17 protein-coding genes are annotated in these 13,444 nt (G+C 68.2%); 10 read left to right on the top strand and 7 right to left on the bottom strand.

Annotated features, from left to right (window positions below; genetic code table 11):
• Position 1: 1 nt before the first annotated feature.
• The 3 genes from speD (at position 2) to LTV02_RS03575 (ending at position 2,305) form a co-directional block, all read left to right on the top strand.
• Entirely contained in the window at positions 2 to 1,216 is a 1,215-nt protein-coding gene (speD, locus tag LTV02_RS03585; RefSeq protein ID WP_233038405.1) for an adenosylmethionine decarboxylase, read from the top strand.
• 196 nt (positions 1,217 to 1,412) lie between these two features.
• Positions 1,413 to 1,730 carry a hypothetical protein gene (locus tag LTV02_RS03580; protein ID WP_233038395.1) on the top strand — a complete coding sequence of 106 codons (318 nt, stop codon included), beginning with the start codon at positions 1,413 to 1,415 and terminating at the stop codon, positions 1,728 to 1,730.
• Positions 1,731 to 1,786: 56 nt separating this feature from the next.
• Positions 1,787 to 2,305, top strand: a complete 519-nt coding sequence (locus LTV02_RS03575; protein ID WP_233038393.1) for an SRPBCC family protein — start codon at positions 1,787 to 1,789, stop codon at positions 2,303 to 2,305.
• Between the two features lie 6 nt (positions 2,306 to 2,311).
• Here LTV02_RS03575 and LTV02_RS03570 read toward each other — a convergent pair whose 3' ends face one another.
• Positions 2,312 to 3,094: a hypothetical protein gene (locus LTV02_RS03570; RefSeq protein WP_233038384.1), complete on the bottom strand. Its 783-nt coding sequence runs from the start codon at positions 3,092 to 3,094 to the stop codon at positions 2,312 to 2,314.
• 103 nt (positions 3,095 to 3,197) lie between these two features.
• Between LTV02_RS03570 and LTV02_RS03565 the strand changes: the two genes are divergently transcribed.
• The 4 genes from LTV02_RS03565 (at position 3,198) to LTV02_RS03550 (ending at position 5,797) form a co-directional block, all read left to right on the top strand.
• Positions 3,198 to 3,863 (top strand): TetR/AcrR family transcriptional regulator, encoded by a 666-nt coding sequence (locus tag LTV02_RS03565; protein ID WP_233038383.1) that lies wholly within the window; start codon positions 3,198 to 3,200, stop codon positions 3,861 to 3,863.
• Positions 3,864 to 3,947: 84 nt separating this feature from the next.
• A complete protein-coding gene (locus LTV02_RS03560) occupies positions 3,948 to 4,931 on the top strand; it encodes an aldo/keto reductase (RefSeq protein WP_233038381.1) in 984 nt (327 codons plus the stop codon).
• A 148-nt stretch (positions 4,932 to 5,079) separates the two neighbouring features.
• On the top strand, positions 5,080 to 5,340 hold the full coding sequence (locus LTV02_RS03555; RefSeq protein ID WP_233038379.1) for a hypothetical protein: 261 nt from the start codon (positions 5,080 to 5,082) through the stop codon (positions 5,338 to 5,340).
• Between the two features lie 10 nt (positions 5,341 to 5,350).
• Positions 5,351 to 5,797: an RpiB/LacA/LacB family sugar-phosphate isomerase gene (locus tag LTV02_RS03550; protein ID WP_233038377.1), complete on the top strand. Its 447-nt coding sequence runs from the start codon at positions 5,351 to 5,353 to the stop codon at positions 5,795 to 5,797.
• Here the strand turns inward: LTV02_RS03550 and LTV02_RS03545 are convergent.
• Together LTV02_RS03545 and LTV02_RS03540 are read right to left on the bottom strand one after the other, a co-directional pair.
• The gene (locus LTV02_RS03545; RefSeq protein WP_233038375.1) at positions 5,787 to 6,467 is read right to left on the bottom strand and encodes a response regulator transcription factor; all 681 of its coding nucleotides are present in this window, start codon (positions 6,465 to 6,467) and stop codon (positions 5,787 to 5,789) included. The genes LTV02_RS03550 and LTV02_RS03545 overlap by 11 nt on opposite strands.
• Complete coding sequence (locus LTV02_RS03540; protein ID WP_233038373.1) at positions 6,464 to 7,681, bottom strand: sensor histidine kinase; 1,218 nt, start codon at positions 7,679 to 7,681, stop codon at positions 6,464 to 6,466. The genes LTV02_RS03545 and LTV02_RS03540 overlap by 4 nt, the downstream gene beginning before the upstream one ends.
• A 224-nt stretch (positions 7,682 to 7,905) precedes the next feature.
• On the opposite strand from LTV02_RS03540, the gene LTV02_RS03535 reads away from it, so the two are divergent.
• Positions 7,906 to 8,271, top strand: a complete 366-nt coding sequence (locus tag LTV02_RS03535; RefSeq protein ID WP_233038371.1) for a DUF6223 family protein — start codon at positions 7,906 to 7,908, stop codon at positions 8,269 to 8,271.
• Positions 8,272 to 8,276: 5 nt separating this feature from the next.
• On the opposite strand, the gene LTV02_RS03530 is transcribed toward LTV02_RS03535, so the two are convergent.
• The 4 genes from LTV02_RS03530 to LTV02_RS03515 form a co-directional block, all read right to left on the bottom strand.
• Positions 8,277 to 9,884, bottom strand: a complete 1,608-nt coding sequence (locus LTV02_RS03530; protein ID WP_233038369.1) for an acyl-CoA synthetase — start codon at positions 9,882 to 9,884, stop codon at positions 8,277 to 8,279.
• A 34-nt stretch (positions 9,885 to 9,918) separates the two neighbouring features.
• Entirely contained in the window at positions 9,919 to 10,383 is a 465-nt protein-coding gene (locus LTV02_RS03525) for a gamma-glutamylcyclotransferase family protein (RefSeq protein WP_233038367.1), read from the bottom strand.
• Positions 10,380 to 11,156, bottom strand: coding sequence for an MBL fold metallo-hydrolase (locus tag LTV02_RS03520; RefSeq protein WP_067706946.1), 777 nt, complete (start codon positions 11,154 to 11,156; stop codon positions 10,380 to 10,382). Before LTV02_RS03520 ends, LTV02_RS03525 begins: the two co-directional genes overlap by 4 nt.
• Before the next feature lie 66 nt (positions 11,157 to 11,222).
• A complete protein-coding gene (locus LTV02_RS03515) occupies positions 11,223 to 12,131 on the bottom strand; it encodes a hydrogen peroxide-inducible genes activator (RefSeq protein WP_233038365.1) in 909 nt (302 codons plus the stop codon).
• A gap of 107 nt (positions 12,132 to 12,238) precedes the next feature.
• Here LTV02_RS03515 and LTV02_RS03510 point away from each other — a divergent pair, with 107 nt between their 5' ends.
• Both LTV02_RS03510 and LTV02_RS03505 read left to right on the top strand, forming a co-directional pair.
• Positions 12,239 to 12,826 (top strand): peroxiredoxin, encoded by a 588-nt coding sequence (locus tag LTV02_RS03510; RefSeq protein WP_233038364.1) that lies wholly within the window; start codon positions 12,239 to 12,241, stop codon positions 12,824 to 12,826.
• A 28-nt stretch (positions 12,827 to 12,854) separates the two neighbouring features.
• Complete coding sequence (locus LTV02_RS03505; RefSeq protein ID WP_233038355.1) at positions 12,855 to 13,394, top strand: carboxymuconolactone decarboxylase family protein; 540 nt, start codon at positions 12,855 to 12,857, stop codon at positions 13,392 to 13,394.
• Positions 13,395 to 13,444 lie beyond the last annotated feature (50 nt).

Below are 13,444 nucleotides of genomic sequence, written 5' to 3'. Positions count from 1 at the left end.
CATGACGGCAGAATTCACCGGCTGGCACGTGCTGGCCGAGTTCGGTGGTGTCGACGCTGATCTCTGCGATGACATCGAACGACTCGAAACCGCGCTTCGAAAATCGTTGGTCGCCGCGGGGGTGACCATCTGCGATGTCGTGCGCAAGAAGTTCGAGCCGCAGGGTGCCACCATCCTGGCTCTGCTTTCCGAGTCGCATGCCTCGATTCACACCTACCCGGAATCGGGCGACATCTTCGTCGACGTATTCACTTGCGGCAGTATCGGAGCCGGCGCCACCAAGGCCGTCGAGCTGCTGCAGCAGGAGCTTTCGCCGAAGTCGGTGAACATGGAGGTCATCCAGCGCGGCCACAGCGCCCGCCGGATCCACGAGCCGGTCGGCGAGGGCCTGACCCGGGTGTGGAACATGTCCGAGGTCATCGTCGACACCAACACCCCGTACCAGCACATGGTGATCGCGGAGACCGAGCAGGGCCGGTCCCTGTTCTCCGACGACGATCGCCAGTCCACCGAGTTCTCGCAGCTCACCTACCACGAGGCCATGCTGGTCCCGGGGTACGCGCTGGCCGAGAAGCTGGAGAAGGTGCTCATCATCGGTTCCGGTGAGGGCGTCGCCTCGCAGATGTCGGTGGCCGCGGGCGCTTCGCTCGTCGATCACGTCGACATCGACCAGCTCGAGGTGGAGATGTGCGCCGAGCACCTCCCCTACGGTTACAGCCAGGCCGACCTCGCCGAGGCCGTGGCGCAGACCGGTCCGATCAAGATGCACTACGCCGACGGCTGGGACTTCCTGGCCCAGGCCGAGGCGGCGGGCACCCGCTACGACCTCATCTGCATCGACCTCCCCGACGAACGCGTCGAGGATGCCCAGCACAACCGCCTGTACGAGGACGACTTCCTCAACCGCTGTAAGGCGCTGCTGGCCGAGGGTGGCGTGCTCGCCGCCCAGGCCGGCTGTCAGACCATGTGGCGCAACGAGACCCTGAAGCGGTCGTGGACCCGGTTCCACAACCTCTTCGAGACCGTCGTCCCCTACGTGTCGGACGAGCACGAGTGGACCTTCATCTTCGGCACGCCGAAGGCCATCGAGGATCCGGTCGCGAAGATGACCGCCACGCTCCCGGCCCTGCCGTACCGGGCCGAGACCATCGACGAGCGGGCCCTGGTCCGCGGCGCGATCGAACCGCACGCGCTGCGGGTCGGCGTGAACGTCTAGTCGATCGCAATACCCGGAGCGCCCCGCACGAATTCGTGCGGGGCGTTTTCGCATTTTCGAGGAACTTCCTGAAATAAATTCCGGTCCGGCAAATCAGGCGATTACTTCCGCGATTCCCGGAAAACCTGAATGCTGAGTAACAAGCGCGACCGGTGTCCGATGTTTTCCACAACAACATCCAATTCAGGAGGTCGAAATGCTATCTGCGAAGCGGCTTGCTGCCGGCGTATTCGCCGCCACTGCCACCGCGGGTCTCGTAATCGCCGGCGGCGGCGCCGCCCAGGCCGATGTTCCGGTATGGCAAGCCAACTGCCACGTCTACAACATCTTCAATACCGGCGGAATGGCCAATTGCGAGCTGCCGACCTGGCATCAGGTGAAACTCACCTGCGTGGCCTGGCCCGTGCCCTTCACCTACTGGAAGTACGGCCCGGTGCAGTACGGGCAGAACCAGTCCTGGGCCAGCTGCGATTCCCTCGGAGCCCTGGTCAACGTCGAAGTGATCCAGGCCTGAACCGCCCTGCGCGCACGCCACTAGCCCTCGATGGATCCGTCTGAGACACTGAGGGCATGTGGCGTGCGCTGGCGCGACGACCCGGTGATGTGACCCGCAGCCGGATCGCGGACGGGATCCGGGACGAGTGCTCGACCTTCGTCGAGGCGCCCGTGGACGCGGTGTGGGCGATGGTCTCCGATGTCACCCGCATGGGGCGATGGAGTCCGGAAAACCGTGCGGCACTGCGTATTTCATGGTCCGGCGCACCGGAATCCGGCCGGTGGTTCGTGGGGTTCAACCGGATCGGGCCGGTGCCGTGGGCCACGCCGTGCGAGGTGACGGTGGTGGATCCGTTGCGGCACTTCGAATTCCGCGTTCATCTCATCGGCACTCGATGGGGGTACCGGTTGCGTCCGGAGCACGGCGGGACGATGGTGACGGAGTACCGGGATTGGCCCGATGCCGCGTTCCTGTCGAAACTGCTGCGCTGGTCGGGGCCGTTCGGCAAGCCTCGGGACAATCTCGCGCTGGACGGGATGTCGCGATCGCTGCGGCGGCTGCGCGTGATCGCCGAGGAACGCGCCGCCCGGTAGGGCGGCTCAGGACTGCTGCGGGGGCACGGTCCAGGCGGGCAGCGGGGGCGTCATCGGGTTGGCGGTCGGTACGCCGCCGGCGCGGCGGGAGCGGGGCAGCCAGAGCGAGACGACCAGTGCGGTGCGGTCGAAGACCTTGTGCGCGTTGAGGTTCGACGGCAGCAGGGCACCCAAGGACGGCCGGGCGGCCAGGTCGGCGATCGCGGATTCGGCCGCGGCCACCGGGTCCGGGCCGGGTGCGGCGGCGGCGACGGCGTGGATAGCGATCTGCCGCTCCTGCGGCTGGTAGAGCAGCCAGGCGGCGCCCAGCCGCTGCTCCTCGGCCGCGTCGCGCAGTTGCGGCCAGGCTTCCTCTAGCACGGCGCGGGGGTCGCCGCCGGCGTAGGTGAAGCGCTCGAAGCGGTCGACGGCGTGATCACCGATCGGGCTGAAGTTGTGCGCGCCGGCGACGCGCCAGATGTGCCGGTCCACGCCGAGGAAGAAGGGGCGGCTCCAGAACTTGACGCCCGGTTCGAACTCGAGTTCCTCGGCGGTGAAGCGGCGGTACTCCTCGACATTCGCCCAGGTGTCGAACAGGTAGCGGCCGCCGGTGAGGATCCGGCCGGTGACGGCGTCGTAGCGGGCGGGCATGTACTTCATGAGCATGCCGGGGCGGTCGTCCATGATCCGGCGTTCGATCTCCTGCTTGTTCACCAGATCGGCCATCGGCACCTCGGGTGCGACGGCGAAATCGGAGGTGAAGGCGGCTTCGGCCGTGATCGGGCCGAGCTCGTAGCCACGAATATCCATGTCGATCTCAACTCTCCTAGAACTGACTGACGACTGAACAATAATTGAGCACCGCTCAAGTTTCAACCGGCGATCGAAGTTCGGGCACTGTATGCTCGAGCACATGCCGCCCGCCACCCGCCGTGAACGCCGTCGTGCCGAGACCACCGCGGAGATCAAGGACACCGCGCTGCGCCATCTGGTCGCCGAGGGCGTGGACGCGGTGTCGCTGCGGGCCATCGCCCGGGAACTGGGTATGGCGTCGGGGAGTGCGTACACGTATTTCGCCACCCGCGAGGCGCTGCTGGCCGCCCTGGCCGGCGAGTTGCGTGCCGAGTTGAGCCGGGAACTGGCCGCGGCCCGCGCCACCGCCGCGACGCCCGGTGCGCAGGTCATCGCCCACGGGCTGGCGTATCGCGCCTGGGCGTTGGCGCACCCGCACGAGTTCCGGCTGGTCTTCAGCGCCGCGGCCCAGCACGTCGATGCGACCGGTGATTACGAGCTGTGCCTCGGACTGGTCGGCCTGGCAGCGGCGGCGCAGGTCGACGGCAGCGGTCACACCTACACCTGGGCGGAGATGGATCCGGCCTTCACCGCTGTGGCGCGGGAACGCTTCCCCGGGCTCGAGCCGGCGACTCTCGCTGTGGCACTGCGCATCTGGGGCCGCATGCACGGCCTCGTCATTCTCGAACTCGACGGCGTGCTCGGCACGCAGATCACCGATCCCGCGGCGTTGTACCTGGACGAGCTGCGCGCGCTGGTCGCCTCGCTGGGGCTCGCCGCCGCTTGACTTGGAGTGCGCTCCAAGCCGTAGCGTCGCTGGGGTGAGCACGGCTCACCACAGACATCCGGCTCTATCAGGAGGATCTCCCGCATGATCGCGACCAGGAAACTCGGCGAGCTGACCGTGAGCGCCCAGGGGCTCGGCTGCATGGGCATGAGTCACGCGTACGGGGCGCACGACGACGAGGCCGAATCGATCGCCACCATCCATCGGGCGCTGGATCTCGGTGTGACGCTGCTGGATACGGCGAACGTGTACGGCCCGGAAACCAATGAACGATTGGTCGGCAAGGCGATCGCCGGGCGGCGGGACGAGGTGGTGCTGGCCACCAAGTTCGGAATCGTCTGGGGCGAAGGCGGTTCCATGGGCGCGCGCGGCGACGCGGCGTACGTCAAGCAGTGCGCCGACGAATCCCTGACGCGGCTCGGCGTGGACCACATCGACCTCTACTACCAGCATCGCGTGGACCCGAACGTGCCCGTCGAGGAAACCTGGGGCGCACTGGCCGAACTGGTCCAGGCCGGAAAGGTCCGCTACCTGGGCATTTCCGAAGCCTCCCCCGACAGCATCCGCCGCGCTCACGCCGTCCACCCGGTCACCGCCCTGCAATCGGAGTGGTCCCTGTGGACCCGCGATATCGAAGCCGAAGTCGCGCCGGTCTGCCGCGAACTCGGCATCGGCATAGTCCCCTTCTCCCCCTTGGGCCGCGGATTCCTCACCGGCGCAATAACTTCCACCACCGACCTGGCCGCCGACGACCTCCGCCGCCGCCTCCCCCGCTTCACCGACGGCAACCTCGACGCCAACCTCGCCATCGTCGAGGCCCTGCGCATCATCGCCGCCGAAAAAGACATCACCCCCGGCCAATTGGCCCTCGCCTGGGTCCAGAGCCGCGGCGCCGACGTGGTCCCCATCCCCGGCACCAAACGCCGCACCTACCTCGAACAGAACGTAGCCGCCACCGAAATCACCCTCACCCCCGAGGATCTCGCCCGCATCGAAGCCGCCGCCCCCGCCGCCGCGGTAGCGGGCGCCCGCTACCCCGAAGAGCTGGCCCGCGCCGCCAACAACTGACCCCTGCCCGCCGACACGCCCCCGGCCGGCCGCATTGGACGGACTCGCGTCCGAACCGGGTAGCCGCAGTTCAGAGCGGGCTAACATGTATTACGACCTCGTCCTCTCCACATTGTCCCGGGGTGCTCGTTCCACATTGGAGGCATTGATGACTACCTCACAGCGTGAATATCTGAGCGATACCTTCCGAGAGCTGGCCGCCAAGGGACACGCTGAAGGCCTCGCCGAAGGGGAAGCGAAAGGCCGCACGACCGAAGCGGCCCGGGCTCTGATCACGGTGCTCGAGGCTCGTGGGTTCGACGTGACCGACGAGGTTATGTCGAAGATCGAGAACTGTTCCGATGTAAATCAATTGGAGCAGTGGCTCAGGTTGGCCGTGGCTGCCGTCGATATCGCCGAAGTCCTCTGATCCTGCGGCCATGCGGATTTCGGTTGCGGCGGACGAGGACACCGGGGTGGCCGGGGCGGTGGTGGCGGAGTTGCGGGAGCGGGGGCACGAGGTGGTCGTGCACGGGGCCCTCGCCGCCGCGGAACGCGATGACTGGGCCTGGGCGAGCGAGGCCGCCGCTCGGGATGTGGTGGAGGGGCGGGCGGAACAGGCGGTGGTGTGTTGCTGGACGGGGACGGGGGCTTCTATTGCGGCCAACAAGGTTCCGGGGGTGCGGGCGGCGTTGTGTGTGGATGCGTATACGGCTGAGGGGGCTCGGAAGTGGAATGACGCGAATGTGCTGGCTTTGAGTTTGCGGCTTACTTCGCGGGCGCTGTTGGGGGAGATTCTGGATGCTTGGTTCGGGGGTGTGGTCAGTGCGGATCCGGTGGATGCGGCGAATATCGCGCATGTGAACGGGATCGGGGTCAAGGAGTGACCAGGCCGGTGCGGTAGGCGATCACGACCAGTTGGGCGCGGTCGCGGGCGCCGAGTTTGGTCATGGCGTGGCTGACGTGGGTGCGGGCGGTGGCGGGGCTGAGGAACAGTTCGGCGCCTATTTCGGTATTGCTCATGCCCTGGCCGACCAGGGCCAGCACGGTGCGTTCGCGATCGGTGAGGGCCGAGAGTTGCTGGGCGGCGGCGGTGTTCGCGTGCTGCATGGCGGCGAAGCGGGCGATGAGGCGGCGGGTCACGCGCGGGGCCAGCAGGGCTTCGCCGGCGGCGATGACGCGGATGGCGTGCAGCAGTTCGGCGGGACCGGCGTCCTTGAGCAGGAAGCCGCTGGCTCCGGCCTGCAGACCCTCGAAGACGTGGGCGTCGGTGTCGTAGGTGGTGAGGATGAGGACCCGAACATCGTGCAGGCCGGCGGTTTCCACGATGGCGCGGGTGGCTTCGATCCCGTCGAGTTTCGGCATGCGGATATCCATCAGGACGACGTCCGGGCGCAGCGCGTGCGCCTGCTGGACGGCCTCCACGCCGGTGGCGGCTTCACCGACCACGGTGATGTCCTCCTCGGTGTCGAGCAGCAGCCGGAACCCCGAGCGCACCAAGCGTTCGTCGTCGGCGAGCAGGACCTTGATCGGCGCGCTGCCGGATGCGGGATTCATTCGGTGCTCGTTCCGGTCAGCGGCAGCCGCGCGGTGACCGCGAACCCGCCGTGCGGTAGCGGTCCCGCGTCGAGGTCGCCGCCGAGCAGCCGGCAGCGTTCCCGCATGCCGGTGATGCCGCGGCCGGCCGCCGGTCCGATGTCGGTGTCACGATGCGCTGCCGCAACGGTTTTCGCCCCTCGGCCCGCGTCGGTGACCCGCACCTCGAGGCCGTCCTCCCGCTGCCGCAGGGCGATGGAGACCCGGGTCGGCCCGGCGTGCCGGATGACATTGGTGATCGACTCCTGCACCACGCGATACACGGCCGTGCCGACCGCGCTCGGTGCGGGCGGCGGTGCGGGCAGATCGAGTTCGACCTCGAGTCCGGCCTCGCGCGCCATGACGGCCAGTTCGCCGAGCTGCTCGAGCCCGGGATGCGGTACCCGGCCGTCGCTGTCGTCGCGCAGCACGCCGAGGATGGCGCGCATCTCCGACAAGGCCCGCGAACTGGTGCGCTCGATGGTCCGCAGGGTCTCGCGAGCCTGTTCGGGCCGCTTGTCGAGGACGTGCGCGGTGACGCCCGCCTGCACATTGATGATGGCGATGGCATGCGCGACGGTGTCGTGGACCTCCCGCGCGATCCGCAGCCGTTCCGCGTCGACCCGGGCCCGGGCTTCCTCCTCCCGGGTCCGCTCGGCCGCCTCGGCGCGCTCCACCGCCTGCGCCGCAATGTATTTCCGGGACCGCACGCTCTCCCCCAGCGCGGCGCTCATGATCGACGCGCCGATCCGGAAGTACACCCAGCCGATCGCCGCCGGCGGTTCGACATCGGTGGCCGCGGCCAGCCAGATGCCGGCCAGCACGACAATGCCCGCACCGGCCGTGAACAGCGACCGCCGTCCGTCCCCGTGCGCGGTCAGCGTGTAGATCGCGACGAACAGGCTCAACCAGCCCGGTCCGTCCGGGAAGTCCAGCAGGTAGTAGCCCGCGCTGGCCAGCGCGGTCACCGCGAACACCGGCACCGGCAGCCGCCTTCGCAGCACCAGCGCCACGCCCGGCACGACCAGCAGCAGGTAGCCGAGACCGCCGAATTCCGAGAGCGGGCGCAGCACCGCTTCGGGCTGCCCGGCATGGCGGACCACGGTGCCCTGCACCTGCATCACCGTGATGAACGCCGCCAGCAGCACGTCCTGGATCCAGGTCGCGGGGCGGAACCGGGGCACGCGATCCTGCATGTGCCGATCATAGGTTTCCCGGCCCGCGAGAACGTACGCCGCAGCGCGCGACCGCCTACGTCGAAACGCGCGGTTCGCCGCCGGCCGGGTACGCCGAACCGCCCACCGGCTGCCGCTTGGTGGCCGTCGCCGACCGCTGCCCGGCAGCGGGACGATCTGCGGTAGCGACCCGGTGCCGCCGCGAATCACCCGGCGGCACAGGTCCTTCGATCGGAAGGATTCCCATGTCTGTCCTCGACCTGGCCGCCGCCACCCACGCCCCGGTGCTCGCCGCGGGCTACGAACTCGGCGTCGGCCGCACGGTGCCCACCACCGCCGCCCTGATCGGCTTGCTCAGCGTGGTCGTGGGCATCCTGGCATTCCGTGCTCGCCACACCCCGGGCACACCGGCGCGAGCCGTCGCCGCCCTGACGCTGGGGCTGCTCAGCGCGAGCGTCGGCGCCGTCCACGGCGCCAATGCCGCCGGCGGTCTGGGCACCGGAAACGGTGTGGCGGGCGCCATTTTCGCGGTCGGGCTGGGCGCCGCCGGAGTCGTGCTCGGCGGGCTCACGCTGGCGCGCGGCGGCGCTCGGTCGGTCGGCTCGCGATGACCCGGCTACTCCTCGGCCAGATGCGCGTACTCGGTGCGTAGTTCGCGCTTGAGGATCTTGCCGCTGGGGTTCTTGGGCAGGGCGGCGGCGAAGGCTACGTGTTTGGGGACCTTGTAGCCTGCCATACGCTGTTTGCAGTGCGCCACAATGGATTCGGCGGTCGGCGCGGTTCCGTCCCGGGGCACGACGATGGCCGTGACCGCTTCGATCCAATGCGGATGCGGGAGCCCGACCACGGCGGCTTCGGAGACGTCGGGATGCTGGTAGAGGATCTCCTCGACTTCGCGGCTGGCCACGTTCTCGCCGCCGGTCTTGATCATGTCCTTCTTGCGGTCCACCACGCTGAGGTAGCCGTCGGCGTCGAGTACGCCCAGGTCACCGCTGTGGAACCAGCCGTCGCGGAAGGCTTCCGCGGTTTTGGCCGGGTCGTTCCAGTAGCCGAGCATGGCGTGCGGGGAACGGTGCACGATCTCGCCGACGATGCCGGGAGGGACCGGGATGCCGTCCTCGTCCACCACGCGGGTTTCGACGTTCAGGCCCGCGCGGCCGGCCGAGCCGGGCTTGGCGAGCTGGTCTTCCGGAGCGAGAATCGTTGCCAGCGGGGCCAATTCGGTTTGGCCGTAGAAGTTGGTGAGCGCCACGCCCGGCAACCGTTCGGCCAGTTCGTGCAGGACCTCGACGGGCATGATGCTGGCCCCGTAGTAGCCCTTGCGCAGGGACGACAGATCGTAGGTGTCGAAGTCTGGGTGGCGGAGCAGCGCCACCCAGACGGTGGGCGGGCAGAAGAGTTTGGTGGCGCGTTCGGCTTGGATGGTGCGCAGGATGGTGGCCGGATCGGGTCCTTGCAGCACGATGCTGGTCGCGCCCAGATAGATATCGGGGGTGAGGAAGCAGTGCAGCTGGGCGCAGTGGTAGAGCGGCAGGGCGTGAATCTCGATGTCGCCGGGGCTCATTCGGCCGTCGATCACCGTGGTCACGTACTGGGAGATGAGGCTGCGGCTGGACAGGGTCGCGCCCTTGGGGCGGGATTCGGTGCCGGAGGTGTACATGATCTGGATCGGGTCGTCGTCGCCGACGTGCACCTCGGGTTCGGTGGCGTCGGGGTGGGATTCCCAGGCGGACACGTCTTCCCAGCCGGTGGCGGCGGGTGTACCGGCGAGGCCGATCCAGCCGCGTAGCCGAACCGCGTTGCCGTCCAGCTGCTTCAGCGCGGCTTCCGCCTCACCGGCCAGGGCGTCCTCGGTGATCAGGCCGATCGCGCCGGAATGGCCCAGGATGTAGGCGACCTCGTCGGCGGTGAGCATGAAGTTGATGGGCACCGAGATGGCGCCGAGGCGGGCCAGGGCGAAGTACAACAGCACGTAGTCGCGGCAGTTGTGCGAGTACAGCGCGATCCGATCGCCCTGCGTCACACCGCGATCGGCGAGGCTGTGCGCGACGCGGTTCACGGCGGCATCGAGTTCGGCGAAGGTCTCCCGCTGTTCCCGCCACACCAGCGCGAGCTTGTCCGGTTGCCGGGCGGCGGTGCGCCGCAGCAGATCCCCGAGGGCCTGGCGGCGCGCGACCGCGACGGTATCGCTGGGATCGGGGTGCGCGGAGACTGCGGTGTCCATGCGATCACGTTCTACCGCAGGAGTGTGTCCCGTGTCACGCAGTCTCGGTCAGCAGGACCAACTCCCGGCGCCAGGCGGCGCACTGCTGCGCGTATCGGGGCAGGTGGTCGGCGGTGAAGGCGGCGGCCGACCACTCTCCGGGCAGGACCGCGGAAAGCCAGGAATAGGTCCACGCGTACACCTCGCGGTCGCCCGCGTGCACCGATACCGGGATCAGGTCGTACTCGTCGTCCTCGAACGCGTCCAGCACCCGCCATTCCGCGGCGGTGAGACCGGTCATGAGGAAGCCCGACGCCGCCCCGGCCGGAGCCGCGACCAGTCCCGGATACGCCCGCCCGGGCAATGCCGCCGCGCGCCGGCCCGGCAGCACCGCCGGGGTGAGATCCGGTGCGCGCCCGAGCAATTCGACCAGGACCTCGGGGAATTGCAGCGTGCCGTACACGAACAGCGCGTCCTCGGCCCGGGGCAGCCTGCGGCCCCAGCGTGGTGCGGAGCTCATTCGGCGACCGCCCGCGCCAGGATCGCGCCGTCGTGCGAATTGATGATCTCGACCTGATGCCCGTGCAGTCGTTTGAGTTCGCTCAGCCGCCGCTGGTTCTCCCGATACGTCTCCCCCGCAACGGCATTGGTCTCGTACACCCGCCACCAGAACGGCGTGCGCGGTTGTACGGGATCGATGGAGCTCTCGACGAAGAACGCGTCACCGGCGTGCAGCAGCCAGCCGTCGCCGGTATCGACGGCCACGCCCGCATGCCCGCGGGTGTGGCCGGGCAGCGGGATCACCAGGATCTCCGGCGGTAGGCCGGGCAGGTCGCGGACCGCGCGGAAGCCGAACCATTCCTCGCCGCCGGTGGCCTCGTTCACCATCCACTTGGGGCCGTGACCCCACTGCGCGGCGTGATAGCGCATCCGCTCGGACAGCGACGGTGTCGCGGTGGCCGCGCGGAATTCCGGGCCGTGCACGTGGATGGTGGCCTCGGGGAAGTCGGAGAGGCCGCCGGAGTGGTCGAGGTCCAGGTGGGTCAGGATGATGTGCCGCACATCGCGCGGATCGTGGCCGAGCGCTTCGATCTGCCGCACCGCGGTTTCCGATTCGAGCAGGCGCGCGCCCATCAGGAAACGGCTCGGACCCACCATCTTTCCCGGCTGCCGCACGCATCCCAGGCCGAATCCGGTGTCCACCAGGACGAGTTCGTCACGGGTCTCGACGAGCAGGCAGTGGTCGACCACGCCGAAGGACATGCTGCCGCAGTTCAGATGGTGAATCCGCATGGCCCGAGCGTCTCAGAAGGTGCCGAGCCGGTCAATTCACCGGAACTCTCGTGGGTCTCTCCGGGACTACTGCGGGCGGTGGGTGCGGAAGATCTTGGCGAGGTGTTCGTAGTCTTCGGTGCGGGCGGTGGAGGCGCGGAAGGCCAGGCCGAGGGTGCGGCCGGGGGCGGGGGTGGCGAAGCGGGCGATTTCCAGTGTGCCGCGGGAGGTTTCGGCGGGGACGGCCATTTCCGGGATGAGGGTGACGCCGAGATCGCCCGCCACGCACTGCACGACGGTGGCGAGGGAGGCCGCGCGGGTGTCGCCGACGGTGCTCGGGTGGGCGTCGTTGGAACGGCACAGGTCCAGGGTCTGGTCGCGCAGGCAGTGGCCTTCGTCGAGCAGCAGCAGGGGCAGGGCGTCGAGGTCGGCGGCCTTCAGGTCCTCGCGGCCGGCCAGCTGATGCCCGCGCGGGACGACGAGCACGAATTCCTCGGTGTACAAGGGGATTTCGATCAGGCCGGAGGCGTCGGTGGGCAGTGCCAGCAGCGCCACGTCCAGGACGCCCGAGCGCAATCCGTCGAGCAGGCGCGCGGTCTGATCCTCGATGACGTGCGGCACCAGCGCGGGCAGCTGGGTGCGCAATTCGGGGAGCAGGGCGGGCAGCACGTAGGGGGCGACGGTGGGGATGATGCCCATGCGCAGCGTGCCGCCCAAACCGGATCCCGCCGCGGATGCGACAAATCGGTCAGCGGCTTCGAGCGTCGCCATCGCCTGCGGCAGTAGCCGTTTCCCGGCGGGGGTGACCAATACCCGGCGCGTGCTGCGTTCGATCAACTGGAGCCCGAGTCCGTTTTCCAGTGATGCCAGGGCCTGCGATAACGTGGGCTGGCTCACGCTCAGCCGAGCCGCAGCGGTACCGAAGTGACGGTATTCCGCGATCGCTACGAACGCACGCAGCTGCGACAGGGTCGGCTGATAAGTTTGATCAGTCACGCCTATCAGTATAGTGCGACCGATCACCTTTACCTTTTACCGAGGTATGGGCATGATCGTTTGCAGAAGTCACGACACGATCGAATCGACTACGAAGAGGAGCAAGCATGGCCCTGCTGACCATCGGCGACCAGTTCCCCGCCTACAACCTGAAGGCTGTCATCGGCGGTGATCTCTCGAAGGTGAACGCTCAGCAGCCCGACGATTACTTCACCCAGATCTCGAGCGACGACTACGCCGGCAAGTGGCGCATCGTCTTCTTCTGGCCGAAGGACTTCACCTTCGTCTGCCCGACCGAGATCGCCGCGTTCGGCAAGCTGAACGAGGAGTTCGAAGATCGTGACGCGCAGGTCCTGGGCGCTTCCGTGGACAACGAGTTCGTGCACTTCCAGTGGCGGGCCCAGCACGAGGATCTGAAGACCCTCCCCTTCCCCATGCTGAGCGACCTGAAGCGTGAACTGGCCGCCGCCACCGGCGTTCTCAATGCCGACGGCGTCGCCGACCGCGCCACCTTCATCATCGACCCGAACAACGAGATCCAGTTCGTGTCCGTGACCGCGGGTTCCGTGGGCCGCAATGTCGACGAGGTGCTGCGCGTGCTCGACGCCCTGCAGTCCGACGAATTGTGCGCCTGCAACTGGAAGAAGGGCGACCCGACCATCAACGCCGGCGAACTGCTGACCGCGTCGGTCTGAGTCCCGTTCTAAGAGGAGCTGTTTCGCTGTGACCATCGAGAACCTGAAGAACTCGCTGCCCGAGTACGCCAAGGACCTCAAGCTCAATCTGTCCTCGATCGCGCGCACCACCGTGCTGAACGAACAGCAGCTGTGGGGCACCCTGCTCGCGTCGGCCGCCGCCACCAAGTCGGCGACCACGCTGCGCGAGATCGCGGAGGAGGCCGCCGACACCCTGTCGGCGGAGGCGTACAACGCCGCCCTCGGCGCGGCCTCGATCATGGGTATGAACAATGTGTTCTACCGCGGCAAGGCGTTCCTGGAGGGTCGCTACGACGACCTGCGCGCCGGGCTGCGGATGAACATCATCGGCAACCCGGGCATCGACAAGGCCGATTTCGAGCTGTGGTCCTTCGCGGTCTCCTCGATCAACGGCTGCCAGCACTGCCTGGAGGCGCACGAGAACACCCTGCGCGAGGCGGGCGTGTCGCGTGAGGTGATCTTCGAATCGCTGCGCGTCGCGGCCATCGTGGCGGGTGTCGGCCAGGCCGTCGTCTCGACCGAGGCGCTCGCCACCGCGGCGGTCTGACCGGCCGTTCCCGGCAGAGTGTAAAAGGGGCCGCGTACCTTCGGGTGCGC

It is taken from the genome of Nocardia yamanashiensis, from assembly GCF_021183565.1.
Lineage (GTDB): Bacteria > Actinomycetota > Actinomycetes > Mycobacteriales > Mycobacteriaceae > Nocardia > Nocardia yamanashiensis.
The sequence above is the reverse complement of the archived record's forward strand: the minus strand, read 5'-3'. Positions and strand labels throughout refer to the sequence as shown.

Excerpts from the sequence above, each read along its gene's own strand:
- LTV02_RS03520 (WP_067706946.1), bottom strand. The coding sequence starts at position 11,156 with ATGCGGATTCACCATCTGAACTGCGGCAGCATGTCCTTCGGCGTGGTC.
- LTV02_RS03580 (WP_233038395.1), top strand. The coding sequence starts at position 1,413 with ATGCTATCTGCGAAGCGGCTTGCTGCCGGCGTATTCGCCGCCACTGCC.
- LTV02_RS03545 (WP_233038375.1), bottom strand. The coding sequence starts at position 6,467 with ATGAATCCCGCATCCGGCAGCGCGCCGATCAAGGTCCTGCTCGCCGAC.
- LTV02_RS03575 (WP_233038393.1), top strand. The coding sequence starts at position 1,787 with ATGTGGCGTGCGCTGGCGCGACGACCCGGTGATGTGACCCGCAGCCGG.
- LTV02_RS03540 (WP_233038373.1), bottom strand. The coding sequence starts at position 7,681 with ATGCAGGATCGCGTGCCCCGGTTCCGCCCCGCGACCTGGATCCAGGAC.
- LTV02_RS03560 (WP_233038381.1), top strand. The coding sequence starts at position 3,948 with ATGATCGCGACCAGGAAACTCGGCGAGCTGACCGTGAGCGCCCAGGGG.
- speD (WP_233038405.1), top strand. The coding sequence starts at position 2 with ATGACGGCAGAATTCACCGGCTGGCACGTGCTGGCCGAGTTCGGTGGT.
- LTV02_RS03530 (WP_233038369.1), bottom strand. The coding sequence starts at position 9,884 with ATGGACACCGCAGTCTCCGCGCACCCCGATCCCAGCGATACCGTCGCG.
- LTV02_RS03565 (WP_233038383.1), top strand. The coding sequence starts at position 3,198 with ATGCCGCCCGCCACCCGCCGTGAACGCCGTCGTGCCGAGACCACCGCG.
- LTV02_RS03535 (WP_233038371.1), top strand. The coding sequence starts at position 7,906 with ATGTCTGTCCTCGACCTGGCCGCCGCCACCCACGCCCCGGTGCTCGCC.
- LTV02_RS03510 (WP_233038364.1), top strand. The coding sequence starts at position 12,239 with ATGGCCCTGCTGACCATCGGCGACCAGTTCCCCGCCTACAACCTGAAG.
- LTV02_RS03550 (WP_233038377.1), top strand. The coding sequence starts at position 5,351 with ATGCGGATTTCGGTTGCGGCGGACGAGGACACCGGGGTGGCCGGGGCG.
- LTV02_RS03525 (WP_233038367.1), bottom strand. The coding sequence starts at position 10,383 with ATGAGCTCCGCACCACGCTGGGGCCGCAGGCTGCCCCGGGCCGAGGAC.
- LTV02_RS03570 (WP_233038384.1), bottom strand. The coding sequence starts at position 3,094 with ATGGATATTCGTGGCTACGAGCTCGGCCCGATCACGGCCGAAGCCGCC.
- LTV02_RS03555 (WP_233038379.1), top strand. The coding sequence starts at position 5,080 with ATGACTACCTCACAGCGTGAATATCTGAGCGATACCTTCCGAGAGCTG.